This is a genomic window from Alcaligenes nematophilus, assembly GCF_026344155.1.
Lineage (GTDB): Bacteria > Pseudomonadota > Gammaproteobacteria > Burkholderiales > Burkholderiaceae_B > Alcaligenes > Alcaligenes phenolicus.
The window spans coordinates 390,175-405,126 of sequence record NZ_JAPKMZ010000002.1 but is presented as its reverse complement, the minus strand read 5'-3'; the positions used below and the strand labels follow the sequence as shown (position 1 = coordinate 405,126).

Genomic DNA, 14,952 nt, shown 5'->3' with positions numbered 1-14,952 from the left:
TTTTATACTGCGCTGGAGACTAGAGACTAGAGACTAGAGACTAGAGACTAGAGACTAGAGACTAGAGACCAGCGAGCAGGGATCTGGTATTGGCGAACCTCCACCGCCTTAGAAAGGCAAAGCAGCATCAGGCTTCAAAGCCAACAGTGCAGCACGGAATTCCCCCTGAATCCGATCCAGCGCCTCTTGGGACTGGGCCTCAAAACGCAGCACAATCACAGGCGTGGTGTTGGAGGCACGAGCCAGACCGAAGCCATCCGGATACTCGGCACGCACACCATCAATCGTGTTGAGCTGATTGGAGCTGGGGAAGCGGCCATCTTTTTGCAGGCGGGCAATCAAGGCATGGGGCTCGCCCTCGGCCAAAGGCAGTTTCAGTTCCGGTGTAGACAGGTCTTGCGGCAAGGCTTCCAGCTCTGCCGTAGGGTTGTCACCGCGAGAAAGGATCGCCAGCAGACGTGCGCCGGTGTACAGGCCATCGTCAAAGCCGTACCAGCCTTCCTTGAAGAATACGTGGCCGCTCATTTCGCCAGCTAAAGGGGCACCCGTTTCGGCCAGTTTGGCCTTGATCAGCGAATGGCCGGTTTGCCACATCAAGGGCTCACCCCCGGCCTTGGCAATTTCCAGGGCGACGTGGCGGCTGCATTTCACGTCAAAAATAATCGTGGAGCCAGGTTCGCGCTGCAAAATATCGCGCGCGTACAGAATCAACTGACGATCAGGCCAGATGATCTGACCCGTTCGAGTCACCACACCCAGGCGGTCGGCATCGCCGTCAAAGGCCAGACCCACTTCGCAGTCCGTGTTTTGAACATGGGCGATCAGGTCTTGCAGGTTGTGCGGCTCGGCCGGGTCCGGGTGGTGATTGGGGAAGCTGCCGTCTACATCCTCAAACAGCATGTCCACTTCGCAACCCAGGGCCTTGAACAGGCGAGCAGCCACGACGCCACCCACGCCGTTGCCGCAGTCCAGGGCAATTTTCATGGGACGGGCCAGTTTGACACGTTCGGCGATGGTGCTGACGTACTGGTCCAGCAAGTCCTTTTTCTCGCCGGTGCCTGCTTGAGCCGCAGGCTCAATACCGGCTTGCATGCGTATCATCAGGCCCTGGATATCCTGGCCGTGCAAGGTCTTGCCGGCCATCATCATCTTGAAGCCGTTGTAGTTGGACGGATTATGGCTACCTGTGATGGCTACGCCCGAGCCGGTTTCCAGTACATTGGCCGCAAAATAGACGACGGGAGTAGGAACCATACCCAGATCGACTGTGTCGATTCCGCCTGCCTGGATCCCTTGTTGCAGGGCACGAGACAGAGCAGGGCTGCTGTGGCGGCCGTCGTAACCCACTACCAGGGTTTGCACGCTTTGTTCACGGGCCAAGGCCGCCAGGGCCAGACCTAATTGGTAGGCGAAGTCGGGATTCAGTTGCTCGGGAACGGTGCCCCGAATATCGTAGGCTTTGAATACAGCGGTCGGTAGAGCGGGAATGTGGGTCACTGTCGCGTCCTGAACGAATACACAAAGAAAGAAGTTTAGCGCGAATGCCACCGGCTTTCGTGAGTTACCATTAAGAGCTGTAGCGCGACAGCAAGAGCGCCTGATTGTTTTTCTTGAGTGGCTTGGGTCATGACTTTTCTGAACGAACTTGAACAGCGTATTGGTCAGCAACATGTGCTGACAGGACAATCCATGCAGCAGTACCTGGAGGATTGGCGTGGACGCTATACCGGTACTGCCTTGGCGGTGGCCCGGCCTGCAACGACGGAAGAAGTGGCCCAGGTCGTGCGTCTATGTGCCGAGTATCGCGTGCCTATTGTCCCTCAAGGCGGCAATACCGGTTTGTGCGGGGGCGCAACGCCGGACAACAGCGCCACTGCGCTGGTGCTGTCTTTGGAGCGCCTGAACAAGATTCGCAGCGTGGATACCGACAACGACACCATGGTGGTGGAAGCAGGCTGCATTTTGCAAAATGTGCAGCAGGCCGCCCGCGATCATCAGCGTCTGTTCCCCTTAAGTCTGGCCGCAGAAGGCAGCTGCACGATTGGCGGCAATCTGGCCACCAATGCAGGCGGTACGCAGGTTTTGCGTTACGGCAATGCTCGTGACCTGACCCTGGGATTGGAAGTGGTGACTGCCCAAGGTGAAATTCTGCATGGGCTGCTTGGGCTGCGCAAAGACAATACCGGTTACGACCTGCGCAACCTGTTTATTGGTAGCGAAGGCACCCTGGGTATCATCACCGCCGCGACCATCAAGCTCTATCCCCAGCCTGTAGCAGCGTGCACCGCCTTGCTGGCATTGAATACGATTGAAGATGCCGTTCAGGTGCTGGCATTGGCGCGCCAGGGGCTGGCGGCGTCCTTGACCGGCTTTGAGCTGATTGCAGGCAATTGTCTGCAAGCCGTGCTGCATTGCTATCCCGATCAACGTATGCCTTTCCAGGGCCCGGCTGAAAAAGCAGCCTGGTATGCCTTGCTGGAGCTGTCTGATAGCGAAAGCCTGGAGCATGCCCGCGAGCGTTTTGAAAGCGTGATCGGCCAGGCTCTGGAGCAAGATCTGGTGCAAGACGCCGTTATCGCCGAGACCATCGCACAAAGCAAGGCGCTCTGGCATTTGCGTGAAAGCATTCCACTGGCAGAGAAAGCCTATGGGAAAAGCATCAAGCATGATGTGTCCATCCCTGTGTCCGTGATGTCCCAATTCGTGCACGAGACGGACAAGGCTTTGCAAGAAGCCTTCCCGGGTCTGGAAAACGTGACATTCGGGCATTTGGGTGATGGCAACCTGCACTACAACGTTGCGCGCGGCACGGCCTTCACGGAGGAAGAGCTGCTGAAGCGTCAGGACGAGATCTATGCGCTGGTCCATGACAGCGTGCACCGTTTCCATGGCTCCATCAGTGCCGAACATGGCGTAGGCCAGCTCAAGCGCCAACTGCTGCCCCGTTATAAAGACCCGGTTTCCCTGGCCTTGATGAAGCAGATCAAGACGGCGCTGGATCCTTTGGGGATCATGAACCCCGGTAAAGTATTGCCCGACTGATTGAAGCTACTTGGTGTGTAGATGTTTTTTCGTCCTTATATCGTTGCCAGTGCCGTTTTTTTTACTGTTTTGGGAATCGTTGCGGCAGTGACGATGGGTTCAGCAACGGACCTGTCACTCAGTGCCTATTTCTATGACCCACAAGTCCAGGACTTTTCCTGGCGATTGCAGCCTTTTGTCGATTTGTTCGGGCGCAGGCTGGTGTGGTTCGTTCCCTTTGGCGGCGCAGTGGTATGGACGATCGTGGCCTGGCGGCAGCCCAAGGGTTCCCGCCGCCAACTGGCTTGGGCGGGGGCGGCTTTCTTCATGGGTAGTGGCCCGTTAATGGTAGGCGTACTGAAACATCTGACCGCCATGCCAAGACCCTTTAATCTGGCCATGTTTGGCGGTATAGAATTCATGCCCACCTACTTCTGGGCGCATTCCTGGGCTGAGGCAGGCAATGCCTTGCCCAGTGCTCATGCCGCATCCGGCTTTGTGCTCCTGTCCCTGTTCTTTGTGGGCGTCATGACAGGCTGCCGCAAACTGGCCGCCGGGGGCTTTGTGCTGGGTATCAGCGCCGGTTTGTTGTTCGGCTTTCTACGCATCATGCAGGGCTACCATTTTCTTAGCCAGGTGCTGGCTTCAGGCGCTGTGCTGGGGCTGTATGGCTGCGTTCTGTTTTATATCCTCTGGTCTTGGGCCAGACATAAGCAACTGCCTGCCTAGGGCTCTCCGAGTTTGCAGAAAGGGGACTTCAAGTCCCTTTTTTGTTTTTGCGAGCCTGTTTCGATAAAGCTTTACGTAAAAACACCCCGAAGCCAGATACCGGCTGCGGGGTGTCGTTTACAAAGGTGTCTTGAATTTAAGGCACGGCAGGCAATACTCGACCGGCACATTCACCAAAAGACAGGGTCGGGTAGCCATCTTGACGGCACAGGCCTTTCAAAATGATCTCGTCCTGATCTTCCAGGAATTTACGCTGTTCGCCCCAAGGCAGGTCGATGGGGTTTTTGCCGCCCTGGTTCATTTCCAGCAAGGAGCCTTCCTGACCCTTGGCCGGGCCGGACAAGGTGCCGGTGCCCAGCAGGTCTCCAGTTTGCAGATTGCAGCCGTTGACGCTGTGATGGGCGACCAGTTGAGCCACCGTCCAATACGCTTCCTTGAAGTTGCTGCGCGAGAGCAAAGCGGGGTCTTTCTTTTGCTGGCGAGACTGCTCGGTGCTCAGGTACACCTCCAGTTCCACGTCCAGAACGCCACTTTCCTGGTTGGTCTGATCCTGCAAATAAGGCAGGGGCTGGGGATCAGACTCGGGGCGGCTGAAGGGGCGACGGAAGGGAGCCAGGGCTTCCAGCGTCACTACCCAGGGAGAGATCGTCGAGGCAAAGTTCTTGGCCAGGAAGGGGCCCAGAGGCTGGTATTCCCAGGCTTGCAGATCGCGCGCCGACCAGTCATTGAACAGGCACAGGCCAAAAACGTGCTCGTCTGCCTGAGCGATAGGGATACGGCGACCGGCTTCGTTGCCTTTGCCAATCAGAATGCCCATTTCCAGTTCGAAGTCCAGGCGCTGGCAGGGACCAAAATTGGGCTGCTCCTGCCCTTCGGGTGGGCGGGTCTGGCCGACGGGTCGTGGGAATTGCTGGCCGGACACACCGATGCTGGAGGCACGGCCGTGGTAGCCAATGGGTACCCACTTGTAGTTGGGCAGCAAGGGCGCATCAGGGCGGAACTGTTTGCCTACCGCCGTTGCGTGGTGCACGGAAATATAGAAGTCGGTGTAGTCCCCAATTTGGGCGGGCAGGGCGTATTCCAGCTTGCTGCGCTCGATCAGCATGGGGCGCAGGCGTGACTCGGCTGAGGAGCCTTGGCGCAAGTCATGTGACAAGGCGGCACGCAGCGCGCTCCAGTATTCCTGGCCCAAGGCCATCAGGCCGTTCAGTGCAGGTTTGACGCAAGCGGCCAGGGCGTCGGCGGCTTTGCCGTGCCAAGGGGTATCGCAGGCCAGCAGGCCCAGGTCCAGCGCGTAAGGGCCGATAGCCACCATGACGCGGAAGTCTTCCTGACTGTCACGGCGACGGGCCACGGCAAAGGGCAGGTTCTGGATGGGGAAACCGTTATCGGCCTCGTTGGCGCCGGGCACCCAGCTTTGCAGCTTGGGGTCGTGAGTGTCATTCAGATAAGGTCGGGTCATGCCTTTTGTTCCGTAGAGAAGTGTTTTTCCAGTCCGTCCCAGACGGCATCGTAATTGGCTTGCAGGCTGCCGCTTTGCAAGGCCTGTTGCGAGGGGCGGATGACTTTGCGGGTCTCGAACATAAAGGCCATGGTACCGCGCAGATAGTCTGCCTTGCTCAAGTCCGCACTGCTGGCCTTGTCAAAGGTGTTGGCATCGGGGCCATGCGGGCTCATGCAATTGTGCAGGCTGGAGCCGCCGGGAGCAAAGCCATCGGCCTTGGCATCGTACACACCCTGGATCAGGCCCATGAATTCGCTGGCGAAGTTACGGTGGAACCACGGTGGGCGGAAGGTGTTTTCCATGGCCAGAATGCGTGGCGGGAAAATCGCAAAGTCCAGGTTGGCCGTGCCGGGGGTGTCGGAGGGCGAGGTCAATACACTGAAAATGCAGGGATCGGGGTGATCGTAGCTGATCGAGCCGATCACATTGAAGTCGCGTAAATCGTATTTGTAGGGGGCGTGCGTGCCATGCCAGGCCACGACGTCCAGCGGCGAGTGCGTCAGTTGCGCAACCCAGAAGCCGCCTGTGAATTTGGTGACCAACTCATGAGGCTCGCTGACATCTTCGTACCAGGCTACCGGCGTTTTGAAGTCACGGGCATTGGCCAGGCCGTTAGAGCCGATTGGACCCAGTTCGGGCAAACGCAGAGGGGCGCCGAAGTTTTCCAGCAAGTAACCACGGGCCACATCGTCCAGCAACTCTACCTTGAAGCGCACGCCACGCGGCATGACGGCAATCTCGCAAGGCTCGATTTCCATGATGCCCAATTCGCTGACCAGACGCAGGCGGCCTTGTTCAGGCACGAACATCATTTCGGCGTCGGCGTTGTAGAACACGCGCCGCCCCATGGACTTGTTGATGGCGTACAGATGGATGGCAACGCCGCTTTGCGAGTCGCTGCTGCCATTGCCTGCCCAGGTATGGACACCAGCCAGAAAATCGGTCGGCTTGCTGGGCAGATTCAGCGGGCTCCAGCGCAGGCGATTGGGGTTGGCCGGGCCTTGTCCAAAGTCTTCGTTCCAGTGGGGAGCGCCTTCAAATGCCGTAAATGCTCCTTGCTTGGCGCTGGGGCGAATGCGGTACAGCCAGGAGCGGCGGTTATCGGCGCGTGGCGCGGTAAAGGCCGTGCCGGACAACTGCTCGGCATACAGCCCGTAAGGGCAGCGCTGCGGCGAGTTGCGTCCCAGTGGCAGCGCACCGGGCAGAGCCTCGGTGGCAAAAGCGTTACCAAAACCAATCTGATAATTCAAAGAGCTCATTAGGGGTCTCCAGATTCAGGCAGCCTGCTCCAGGCAGGTCTGGCGGGCGGCGTCCAAGGCTTGCTTGATCACATCCAGCGAGCCGACATGATTGCACAGCAACAGCACCAAAGCGGCATTCATGGCATGACTTTGTGCTGTGCTCAGGCCTTGGTGGGCATCGATCAACATTTGGTAGAAATCGTCAGCCCGTTCCAGGGGGGTATCGGTATTCAGTGTAGACATGAAGCACTCTCCAGGAAATGGCCACAGGCTTTGTGCAAGGCAGCCTGGACAGTTTGCCCATCCAGATGACGCCAGCGGGCGCACAGGTGTTGATCGGGGCGAATCAGATAGCAGGAACCGGGTTGGGCGTCGTAACGCTGACGCAGCATATCCTGGCTGTCGATGATGCCGCCCTGGGCCTGGGTAGCGCTGGTGCCAGCGGGCCAGACACGCAGGCGGGTCAAGAGACCTTGGGCGACCAGTTCGTCTACCACTTCAGACTGGCTGGCCTGGCCTTCGCCAAATTCCAGCAGGGTGAAGCCGCTGCCCAATTGACCCAGCCACCAGCCTTGCTGACCGTTTTGTTCTATAGGTGCATCGGGGACGCAGGCTCCTAGCGGTGTGGCCGTGGCGGAGAACTCGTGTGTGTCAGCCGTATTCAAGGGGCTGTCTGGGTAGGCGCTGGGCAAGGACAGGCGGCCGCTATTGACCAGTACACGGGCAAAGGCGTGGCGACGCGCCAGAATCAGGGCCGCATCACGGAACAGGCGGCTGACTTCGCTTTTAGGCGTAATGAAATCTGTTGAGCGGCTGGAATGGCGAATGTTCTCGTCTGCAGCCAATTCACGTTCATGGCTGTAGCTGTCCAGCAGGCTGTCGGGAGCCTGGGCATTCAGAACCAGATTCAGCTTCCAGGCCAGGTTGTCGGCGTCCTGGATACCGCTGTTGGCGCCGCGTGCGCCAAAAGGCGAGACACGGTGGGCCGAGTCTCCGGCAAACAGAATACGGCCATGGCGAAAGCGCTCCATGCGCTCGCAGGCAAAGGTGTAAATGCTGACCCATTCCAGCTCAAAGGGGGCGTCGGCACCCAGGAGGGCACGAATGCGGGGCAGCACGTTTTCTGGTTTGACGGCTTCAACCGGGTCGGCATCCCAGCCTAATTGGAAGTCGATACGCCAGACGTTGTCCGGCTGGCTGTGCAACAAGACAGATTGATTGGGGTGGAAGGGCGGGTCAAACCAGAACCAGCGCTCGGCGGGGAAGTCGGCTTGCATGCGTACGTCTGCAATCAGGAAACGGTCCTTGAATACGCGTCCGCTGCTGCTTTCACCCAAGGCACGGCGAATGGCCGAGCGCGAGCCGTCGCAGGCCAGCAGCCATTCTGCTTCCAGGGTGTAATTGCCTTGCTGCGTTTCTACGTCCAGATGCACGCCTTCTGCCTGATTCACCACGTTCAGCACTTTATGGCCGGAACGCAGTTCGATCAGGGGCTGAGCGCAGACTGCTTCGTAGAGATAACCTTCGCAGTAATACTGCTGCAAATTGATAAAGGCGGGGCGCTGGTGGCCTTCTTCGGGCCGCAAATTGAAGCTCCAGACTTCCTGATTGCGGAAAAAAACCTTGCCCACATTCCAGGACACGCCTTTGTCCATCATGCGCGAGCCCACGCCCAATCGATCCCAGATATCCAGGGTGCGTTTGGCAAAGCAAATGGCCCGTGACCCTTTGGACAGCGTGGTGTCGTCGTCCAGAATCACGACCCGGTGGCCTTTGGCCGCCAGATCCAGGGCCATGGTCAGCCCCACCGGGCCGGCACCCACCACCACAACGGGGTGGCGGGCATGGGTAGCCGGTGGGGGCGCTTGCGTCAGCTCCAGGGTCTGGTAATTAATGTCTCCCATTTTCTTTCTCCCTGGCCTTGCGTCTTACTGACCTTCGAGCTGTTTCCACATCTCCAGATCGCGTTCGGCGGTCCAGATGCGTGGGTCTTCGTGTCCGTTGACTTCGTCGTAGGCACGGGACACGTCAAAGGGCATGCAGTGATCAAAAATGACCCAGTCTGCGTAGCGAGGCTTCATGAAATCGTAGGTTTCGCGGTAAATGGTCTTCAGATCTTTACCGGCGGCTGCGCCTTGCTGCACGCTGGAGTACAGGTCGGTCAGAAACGCGCGTGTGCCAGCCAGGGCCTGACGCACTTCGGTGGCGTTTTTCAGTGCCGGGCCACGGCCAGGAACCATTTGTTCAGCTTTGAAGTCTCCCAGACGGTCCAGTGTGCGTGGCCATTCGCGAAAGTAGCAGTCGCCTGCGTACGGGGTGGATTGGTATTCCACCAGGTCACCGGCGAACAGGATTTTCTGCTTGGGTAGCCAGGCGATGGTGTCGCCCTTGGTGTGGCCACGACCCACTTGCATCAGGTGTACTTCCAGATTGCCCAGGTCCACCGTCATATGACCTTCAAAGGTCATGGTGGGCCAGGTCAGGCCGGGAGGAATGGATTCGGCGTTGCGGAACAGGCGGGGAAAGCGGCCGATTTCGCTGGCCTTGTCTTGCTCGCCACGTTCCACGATCAGGTCGTAGGTGTCGCGGCTGGCCAGGATTTCCTGGGCGTTGTAGGCCGAGGCACCCAGCACGCGCACGGCGTGGTAGTGCGACAGCAAGACATACTTGATCGGTTTGTCGCTGACTTCGCGGATGCGGCGAATCACGTCTTCAGCCATGACCGGCGTGGCCTGGGTGTCGATCACCATAATGGCCTCGTCACCAATGATGATGCCCGTGTTGGGATCACCTTCAGCCGTGTAGGCGTAGGCGTTGTCGGACAGTTTTTCAAAGGCAACGACTTTGTCTTCCAGGTCGTTATGCGAGGCGAAGGACTTGCTCATGAAAATGACTCCACAGTCGATAGGGATGGTGTCAGATTAGTTTATGGTGAATCAGTTAGATATAGGTGAATACCTGAATAGGGTAGGCTTAGTTGGAAAAAAAGCAGACGAGCGCCTGCCTGCCGGAACCGGCATCAGACGCTGTCAGAAAAAAGGGGGAGGGTTTAGCGGCGCTGGCAGCGCGAGCAGTAATAGGTCGCGCGTTGGCCTTGGACTATCCGTTTGATAGGTTGTTGGCAGCGTGGGCAGGGTTTGCCGGCACGCTCATATACATTGGCGTGAATGTCGAAGTAAGCGCCCGGTTCACCACTGGCATTGACGTAATCGCGCAAGGTGCTGCCCCCGGAGTCCAGGGCGGATTGCAAGGTGCTCAAGATGGCCGAGTGCAGTTTTTCGCAGCGATGCAAGGAAACTTCACCGGCGGGCAGTTCGGGGTGAATACCGGCCAGGAACAAGGATTCGGACGCGTAGATATTGCCTACTCCCACCACAATCTTGCCGCCCAGCAGGGCCTGTTTGATGGCGACGCGCCGCCCTTGCAGATGCCGGTGCAGATACTCGGGGGTGAACAGGGGATCGAAAGGCTCTACGCCTAAAGTACGTAGTAAAAGGTGGTTTTCCAGAGGGCCGTCCCTATGGGCGTGCCATAATATCGCACCAAATCGTCGTGGGTCGTGCAGCAGGAAGCGGGCCTCATCAAAGATCCATTCCGCATGATCATGCTTGCGGCGTTCTTCATCCAGATCCACACGACGCAGGGAGCCGGACATTCCTAAATGGATGATCTGGACGCCTTGTTCAAAATGCAACAACAAGTATTTGCCTCGACGCGTGCAATTCTGGACGACCTGGCCTTCAATCCATTGCGGCAAAGAGGCAGGCACGGGCCAGCGCAGACGGGGCTCGTGAACCAGGAATTGTCGGACATTTTTTCCCTGGATAACCGTCGCAATTCCGCGACGAGTTGTTTCAACTTCTGGCAGTTCAGGCATGGGGGGGTGATACCATCAACAAATCTGATTCCTTTATTGTGCCATCGGGCGTTTTGTCGCGCGTATCAGGGCACGGGTTTTTCTGGATGAATGCTCTGACCTTAGCACTAAAGCTGGGCCTGATGTCGTTGCTTGCAGCGGTTTCGGTGCAAGCCCAACCCTCACTTCCCATACTCAAGGCGGAGCCGCCTGCTGACAAGATTCGTTTGCGCAGCGGGCAATTGCCTTTGGTCAGCCTGACTTCGGACATTCTGTATCGCATTCTGGTTGCCGAAGTGGCTGCTTCGCGTGGTGAATACGACGTTGCCAGCCAGACTTTCCTGTCTTTGGCGCGTGACACCAGCGATCCTCGCCTGGCTCAAAACGCCTTTCAATACGCCATGGCCGACCGTGATTTGGGTCGTGCGCTGCGTGCCGCTAAAGAATGGGCCTTGCTGGCCCCGAATGATCCCGAAGCTAAAGCAACGGCTCTGGCCCTGGAAGCCTCCAGCGGTCAGACCGAAGGCTTGGCCGATGCCTTGTGGCTGCGTATCTCTCGCGCCCAGGATAAAGAGCAGGCCGTGGTCCAAGCCATGAGCATGGTCAGCAAGATGGTGGATCGCCGTTTGGCGCTGGAAGTGCTGGACAAGGCCTTGCAGCAACCCGTGCGCTCCTTGGCCATTGCCCGTCTGGCCTTGGCGGATACCGCCTGGAGTGCTGGGGACATGAGCCGGGCCGAGCGCGAAGCACGGGAAGCCCTGAAGCTGGACCCGCATTCCGAAGCCGCCGCGCAGCGCGTGCTGGAATACGGTATCAAGATTGATCCTTCGGCTGCCTTGCAAAGTGCACGTACCTTTGTGCGAGCCAATCCGGATAGCCGCAAGTTGCAACTGCTGCTGGCCAACCGGCTGGTAGAGCGCCAGCAGTTCGACGAAGCCCAGTCCATCGTCAGCGCCTTGCAACGCGCCAATCCTGAAGATTTTGATCTGCTCTACACCCAGGCCGAAATTCATATTCGTGCCCAGGAGTTTGACCAGGCCCGTAAATTGCTGGAGCAATACATTGCGGTCCAGCAGCAGCGCCGCCAGTCCTTGAACGACGCCGTCAATACGGCTTTGGCCAGTATTTCTGAAGCCCGCTTGTCCTTGGTGCAAATTGCTGAAGCTCAGGGCGATATGAACGAAGCCATTCGCCAGCTGGACTTGATTGAAGAGCCCGCGCTGCGTTTCCAGGCCCAGATTCATAAAGCCGTCCTGCAAGCCCGCCAAGGCAATCTGCCGCAAGCACGTCGTACCCTTGAAAACTCCCGGCCACGCGACATGAGCGAGCAGGTCGTTGTGGCTTTGACGTATTCTTCTATCTACCAAGACAGCGGTCGTACCGACCAGGCTCTGGAAGTGCTGGAGCGGGCGGACCGTGAGTTGCCCGATAGTGCCGAGATCAAATACAACCTGGCCATGTTGTACGAGCAGCGCGCCAAGCACGACAAGTTTGAAACCTTGATGCGTCGTGTTATTGAGCTGCGCCCGGACCATGCCAATGCGTATAACGCCTTGGGCTACACCTATGCGGATCAGAATCGCCGTCTGGACGAGGCCCAGGATTTGCTGGAACGCGCCATGGAGCTGGAGCCGGACAATCCTTATATTCTGGATAGCGTAGGCTGGTATCTGTTCCGTGTTGGCGATCTGCAAGCCGCGCTGGAATACTTGCAGCGTTCCTACGAGCGCCTGCCTGAAGCGGACGTTGCCGCCCACTTGGGTGAAGTGCTGTGGGTCAAAGGCCGTCGTGATGATGCCATGCTGGTCTTTCGGGCTGGCTTGAGCAAAGACCCCGAAAACCGAACTCTGACAGAAACCATCAAGCGTCTGGGAGTACCGCTGCCGTGAGTACCTTGAAACAGCGGGCTTGGACCCGAGCAGGGGCTTTGGCCCTGGTTGCTTTGCTCAGTGCTTGTGCGACACCGCCCAAATCTGACCTTGGCAGCGTTACGGATGCGTCGCAAGAGGCAAGCGCCTTGTCTCGTTCAGGCCGTTTTGCGCTGAGCGTGACTCATTCCAGCTCGCAGGTCGAAGCCGTGCAGGGGGGCTTTTCCTGGCGCGACGACGGCCAAAAGCTGATGCTGGATTTGAGCAATCCTTTGGGTAATACCTTGGCGCGAGTCTGGGTGTTACCGGGGCGCGCCATTCTGGAACGCACAGACGGTAGTCAGGAAATGGCCTCCCATCCCGATGCCCTGGTTGAACAGGTCTTGGGCAGTCCTGTTCCTGTTGCAGGCTTGCGTGACTGGCTGCATGGCCGCACGGGTAGTGCCCCCGTTCAAAGCGAACGCCGGGATGATCAGCAAAAGCTAAACAGTTTCGAGCAGTCCGGCTGGCGTGTGACGCTCTCGCGTTACGACGAACAAGGCCCACGCCTGCTGCAATTGAATCGTCATGAAGCCAACCGCTCCATCAGCGTGCGCTTGGTCGTGGATCAGTAAAGCCCCGAGCAGGTTTGTGTAATGGCGCTCTACAACGTCCCGGCTCCGGCCAAGATCAATCTGTTTTTGCACGTCACGGGTCGTCGTGAGGACGGCTACCATTTCTTGCAAACTGCTTTTCGTTTTGTGGACCTGAATGATTACCTGAGCTTCGTACCACGTAGCGATGGGCAGATCCATCGGGCACACAGTACCTTGAGCGATGTGGAGCCTGAGCAGGATCTGGTGATCAAAGCGGCTCGTGCCCTGCAACAAGCGACCGGCGCTCGGCAAGGCGTAGACATCTCTTGTATTAAGAATATTCCTTCGGGAGCGGGGATGGGCGGCGGCTCCAGCGATGCGGCCACCACCTTGATTGCCCTGAATCGTTTATGGAACCTGGGCCTGAGCCGTCAGGCCTTGATGGATATTGGCTTGCCCCTGGGTGCTGATGTACCGGTTTTTGTATTCGGACAGGCCGCATTTGCGCAAGGGATAGGCGAGCAGTTGCAGGCCATTCAAATGCCGCCACGACACTACATCATCATCCGTCCGCCGCAATTTATATCCACGGGGGAAATATTTACCTCCGAATGCTTGACACGTGATGAAAAACCCATCACAATGACGTTCTTTACTGATTGGCAAGAAAAATTCTGGCAAGCCAAGGGCGACAATCCTTATTTTGGCAGAAACAATCTGGAGTCAGTAGCATTCAGTCTTTATCCTGATTTAAGAAATTTAAAACAGGGCTTGCAAAGATTAAAATTGAATGCTAGAATGACGGGCTCAGGTTCTTGTTTGTTTGTTGAGTGCAGAGACGAACAAAGCGCCAAGACAGGTCAGTTTGAAATTGACCAAAATAGCAGTAAAATAGATTTTTCTGGTAGCGAAGAATCAAATAGTGGTAAATTGCTGGTCGAACAAACTTGGGTTTGTTCAGGTTTGCAAGATCATCCGCTACGCGACTGGATTAAGTAAGTATTTGGGGAATCGCCAAGCTGGTTAAGGCACTGGATTTTGATTCCAGCATGCGAAGGTTCGAATCCTTCTTCCCCAGCCACCTTTCAGGCCTAGCCTGCGATAATGTAAAGCTGTTGAGTCGTTTCCTTGTAGGGGTTTCGATCAACAGCTTTGCTTTTCCTGCATCAAAATCTATCTCCCATCATGGCACAAGACCGATTCATGATCTTCACCGGCACGGCTAATCCTCGCCTTGCTGTCGATGTCGTCAACCACCTTGATATGTCGCTGGGGAAAATGACGGTGGGTCGCTTCTCTGATGGGGAAGCCATGGTTGAAATCAACGAGAACGTGCGCGGTCGCGATGTTTTCGTTCTGCAGCCCACCTGTGCTCCCACCAACGACAATCTGATGGAAATCATGGTGATGGTCGATGCCTTGCGCCGTGCTTCGGCCGGTCGCATCACCGCCGCCATCCCTTACTTTGGTTACGCCCGCCAGGATCGACGCCCCCGTTCGGCGCGTGTGTCGATCTCTGCCAAAGTCGTGGCCAATATGTTGCAAGTGGTCGGTGTCGATCGCGTCATGATGATGGATCTGCACGCTGACCAAATCCAGGGTTTCTTCGATATCCCTGTCGACAATATCTACGCTTCCCCCATTTTGCTGGGCGATATCTGGCGCTGTAATTACCAGGATATGGTGGTTGTCTCGCCTGACATCGGCGGTGTGGTGCGCGCACGTGCACTGGCCAAGCAACTGGAAGTGGACCTGGCTATTATCGACAAGCGTCGCCCACGTGCCAACGTCTCCGAAGTCATGAACATCATTGGTGATGTCAATGGACGCACCTGCATCCTGATGGACGATATGGTGGATACGGCCGGTACGCTGTGCAAAGCGGCTGAAGCTCTGAAAGAGCGCGGTGCCAAGGCGGTTTACGCCTACTGTACGCACCCTGTGCTCTCGGGCGAAGCTATCGAACGTATTACGCAGTCCCAATTGAACGAGCTGGTTGTAACGGACACCATTCCTTTGTCCGCCAAGGCACGTGAATGCAGCAAGATTCGCCAGCTGTCCTGTGCAGCACTGTTGGGCGAGACCATCTTGCGTATCTCCAACGCCGAGTCCGTCAGCTCCTTGTTCACTGATTAAGTTTTTTAGCGTGCGCTGGTCG

At 57.3% G+C, this 14,952-nt stretch carries 13 protein-coding genes and 1 tRNA gene; 7 read left to right on the top strand and 7 right to left on the bottom strand.

Going from position 1 to position 14,952, the window contains the following annotated elements:
* Positions 1 to 108 precede the first annotated feature (108 nt).
* Positions 109 to 1,497 (bottom strand): phosphomannomutase/phosphoglucomutase, encoded by a 1,389-nt coding sequence (locus OSH04_RS06990; RefSeq protein WP_266108166.1) that lies wholly within the window; start codon positions 1,495 to 1,497, stop codon positions 109 to 111.
* Between the two features lie 129 nt (positions 1,498 to 1,626).
* On the opposite strand from OSH04_RS06990, the gene OSH04_RS06985 reads away from it, so the two are divergent.
* Complete coding sequence (locus tag OSH04_RS06985; protein WP_266108165.1) at positions 1,627 to 3,042, top strand: FAD-binding oxidoreductase; 1,416 nt, start codon at positions 1,627 to 1,629, stop codon at positions 3,040 to 3,042.
* Positions 3,043 to 3,063: 21 nt separating this feature from the next.
* Positions 3,064 to 3,750 carry a phosphatase PAP2 family protein gene (locus tag OSH04_RS06980; RefSeq protein ID WP_266108164.1) on the top strand — a complete coding sequence of 229 codons (687 nt, stop codon included), beginning with the start codon at positions 3,064 to 3,066 and terminating at the stop codon, positions 3,748 to 3,750.
* A gap of 136 nt (positions 3,751 to 3,886) precedes the next feature.
* Here OSH04_RS06980 and fahA read toward each other — a convergent pair whose 3' ends face one another.
* The 6 genes from fahA to mutM all read right to left on the bottom strand — a co-directional run bounded on the left by fahA (position 3,887) and on the right by mutM (position 10,372).
* On the bottom strand, positions 3,887 to 5,212 hold the full coding sequence (gene fahA, locus OSH04_RS06975; RefSeq protein ID WP_009461093.1) for a fumarylacetoacetase: 1,326 nt from the start codon (positions 5,210 to 5,212) through the stop codon (positions 3,887 to 3,889).
* Positions 5,209 to 6,513: a homogentisate 1,2-dioxygenase gene (gene hmgA, locus OSH04_RS06970; protein ID WP_266108163.1), complete on the bottom strand. Its 1,305-nt coding sequence runs from the start codon at positions 6,511 to 6,513 to the stop codon at positions 5,209 to 5,211. Before hmgA ends, fahA begins: the two co-directional genes overlap by 4 nt.
* Before the next feature lie 15 nt (positions 6,514 to 6,528).
* The gene (locus OSH04_RS06965) at positions 6,529 to 6,738 is read right to left on the bottom strand and encodes a DUF2783 domain-containing protein (protein WP_009461092.1); all 210 of its coding nucleotides are present in this window, start codon (positions 6,736 to 6,738) and stop codon (positions 6,529 to 6,531) included.
* Entirely contained in the window at positions 6,726 to 8,399 is a 1,674-nt protein-coding gene (locus OSH04_RS06960) for an FAD-dependent oxidoreductase (RefSeq protein WP_266108162.1), read from the bottom strand. The genes OSH04_RS06965 and OSH04_RS06960 overlap by 13 nt, the downstream gene beginning before the upstream one ends.
* Positions 8,400 to 8,423: 24 nt before the next feature.
* Positions 8,424 to 9,380, bottom strand: coding sequence for an MBL fold metallo-hydrolase (locus tag OSH04_RS06955; protein ID WP_009461090.1), 957 nt, complete (start codon positions 9,378 to 9,380; stop codon positions 8,424 to 8,426).
* 164 nt (positions 9,381 to 9,544) lie between these two features.
* Positions 9,545 to 10,372: a bifunctional DNA-formamidopyrimidine glycosylase/DNA-(apurinic or apyrimidinic site) lyase gene (mutM, locus tag OSH04_RS06950; RefSeq protein WP_266108161.1), complete on the bottom strand. Its 828-nt coding sequence runs from the start codon at positions 10,370 to 10,372 to the stop codon at positions 9,545 to 9,547.
* Between the two features lie 122 nt (positions 10,373 to 10,494).
* Between mutM and OSH04_RS06945 the strand changes: the two genes are divergently transcribed.
* The 5 genes from OSH04_RS06945 (at position 10,495) to OSH04_RS06925 (ending at position 14,930) form a co-directional block, all read left to right on the top strand.
* Positions 10,495 to 12,240 carry a tetratricopeptide repeat protein gene (locus tag OSH04_RS06945; protein WP_266108160.1) on the top strand — a complete coding sequence of 582 codons (1,746 nt, stop codon included), beginning with the start codon at positions 10,495 to 10,497 and terminating at the stop codon, positions 12,238 to 12,240.
* Entirely contained in the window at positions 12,237 to 12,833 is a 597-nt protein-coding gene (locus OSH04_RS06940) for an outer membrane lipoprotein LolB (RefSeq protein ID WP_266108159.1), read from the top strand. Before OSH04_RS06945 ends, OSH04_RS06940 begins: the two co-directional genes overlap by 4 nt.
* 21 nt (positions 12,834 to 12,854) lie before the next feature.
* Complete coding sequence (gene ispE, locus OSH04_RS06935) at positions 12,855 to 13,793, top strand: 4-(cytidine 5'-diphospho)-2-C-methyl-D-erythritol kinase (RefSeq protein WP_266108158.1); 939 nt, start codon at positions 12,855 to 12,857, stop codon at positions 13,791 to 13,793.
* A 5-nt stretch (positions 13,794 to 13,798) separates the two neighbouring features.
* A tRNA-Gln gene (locus OSH04_RS06930) sits at positions 13,799 to 13,875 on the top strand.
* A gap of 104 nt (positions 13,876 to 13,979) precedes the next feature.
* Complete coding sequence (locus tag OSH04_RS06925) at positions 13,980 to 14,930, top strand: ribose-phosphate pyrophosphokinase (protein ID WP_009461085.1); 951 nt, start codon at positions 13,980 to 13,982, stop codon at positions 14,928 to 14,930.
* Positions 14,931 to 14,952 lie beyond the last annotated feature (22 nt).

Bases quoted from the DNA above. Each gene is read 5' to 3' on its own strand.
- OSH04_RS06985 (WP_266108165.1), top strand. From the start codon at position 1,627: ATGACTTTTCTGAACGAACTTGAACAGCGTATTGGTCAGCAACATGTG.
- OSH04_RS06980 (WP_266108164.1), top strand. From the start codon at position 3,064: ATGTTTTTTCGTCCTTATATCGTTGCCAGTGCCGTTTTTTTTACTGTT.
- fahA (WP_009461093.1), bottom strand. From the start codon at position 5,212: ATGACCCGACCTTATCTGAATGACACTCACGACCCCAAGCTGCAAAGC.
- hmgA (WP_266108163.1), bottom strand. From the start codon at position 6,513: ATGAGCTCTTTGAATTATCAGATTGGTTTTGGTAACGCTTTTGCCACC.
- OSH04_RS06965 (WP_009461092.1), bottom strand. From the start codon at position 6,738: ATGTCTACACTGAATACCGATACCCCCCTGGAACGGGCTGACGATTTC.
- OSH04_RS06960 (WP_266108162.1), bottom strand. From the start codon at position 8,399: ATGGGAGACATTAATTACCAGACCCTGGAGCTGACGCAAGCGCCCCCA.
- OSH04_RS06955 (WP_009461090.1), bottom strand. From the start codon at position 9,380: ATGAGCAAGTCCTTCGCCTCGCATAACGACCTGGAAGACAAAGTCGTT.
- mutM (WP_266108161.1), bottom strand. From the start codon at position 10,372: ATGCCTGAACTGCCAGAAGTTGAAACAACTCGTCGCGGAATTGCGACG.
- OSH04_RS06945 (WP_266108160.1), top strand. From the start codon at position 10,495: ATGTCGTTGCTTGCAGCGGTTTCGGTGCAAGCCCAACCCTCACTTCCC.
- ispE (WP_266108158.1), top strand. From the start codon at position 12,855: ATGGCGCTCTACAACGTCCCGGCTCCGGCCAAGATCAATCTGTTTTTG.
- OSH04_RS06925 (WP_009461085.1), top strand. From the start codon at position 13,980: ATGGCACAAGACCGATTCATGATCTTCACCGGCACGGCTAATCCTCGC.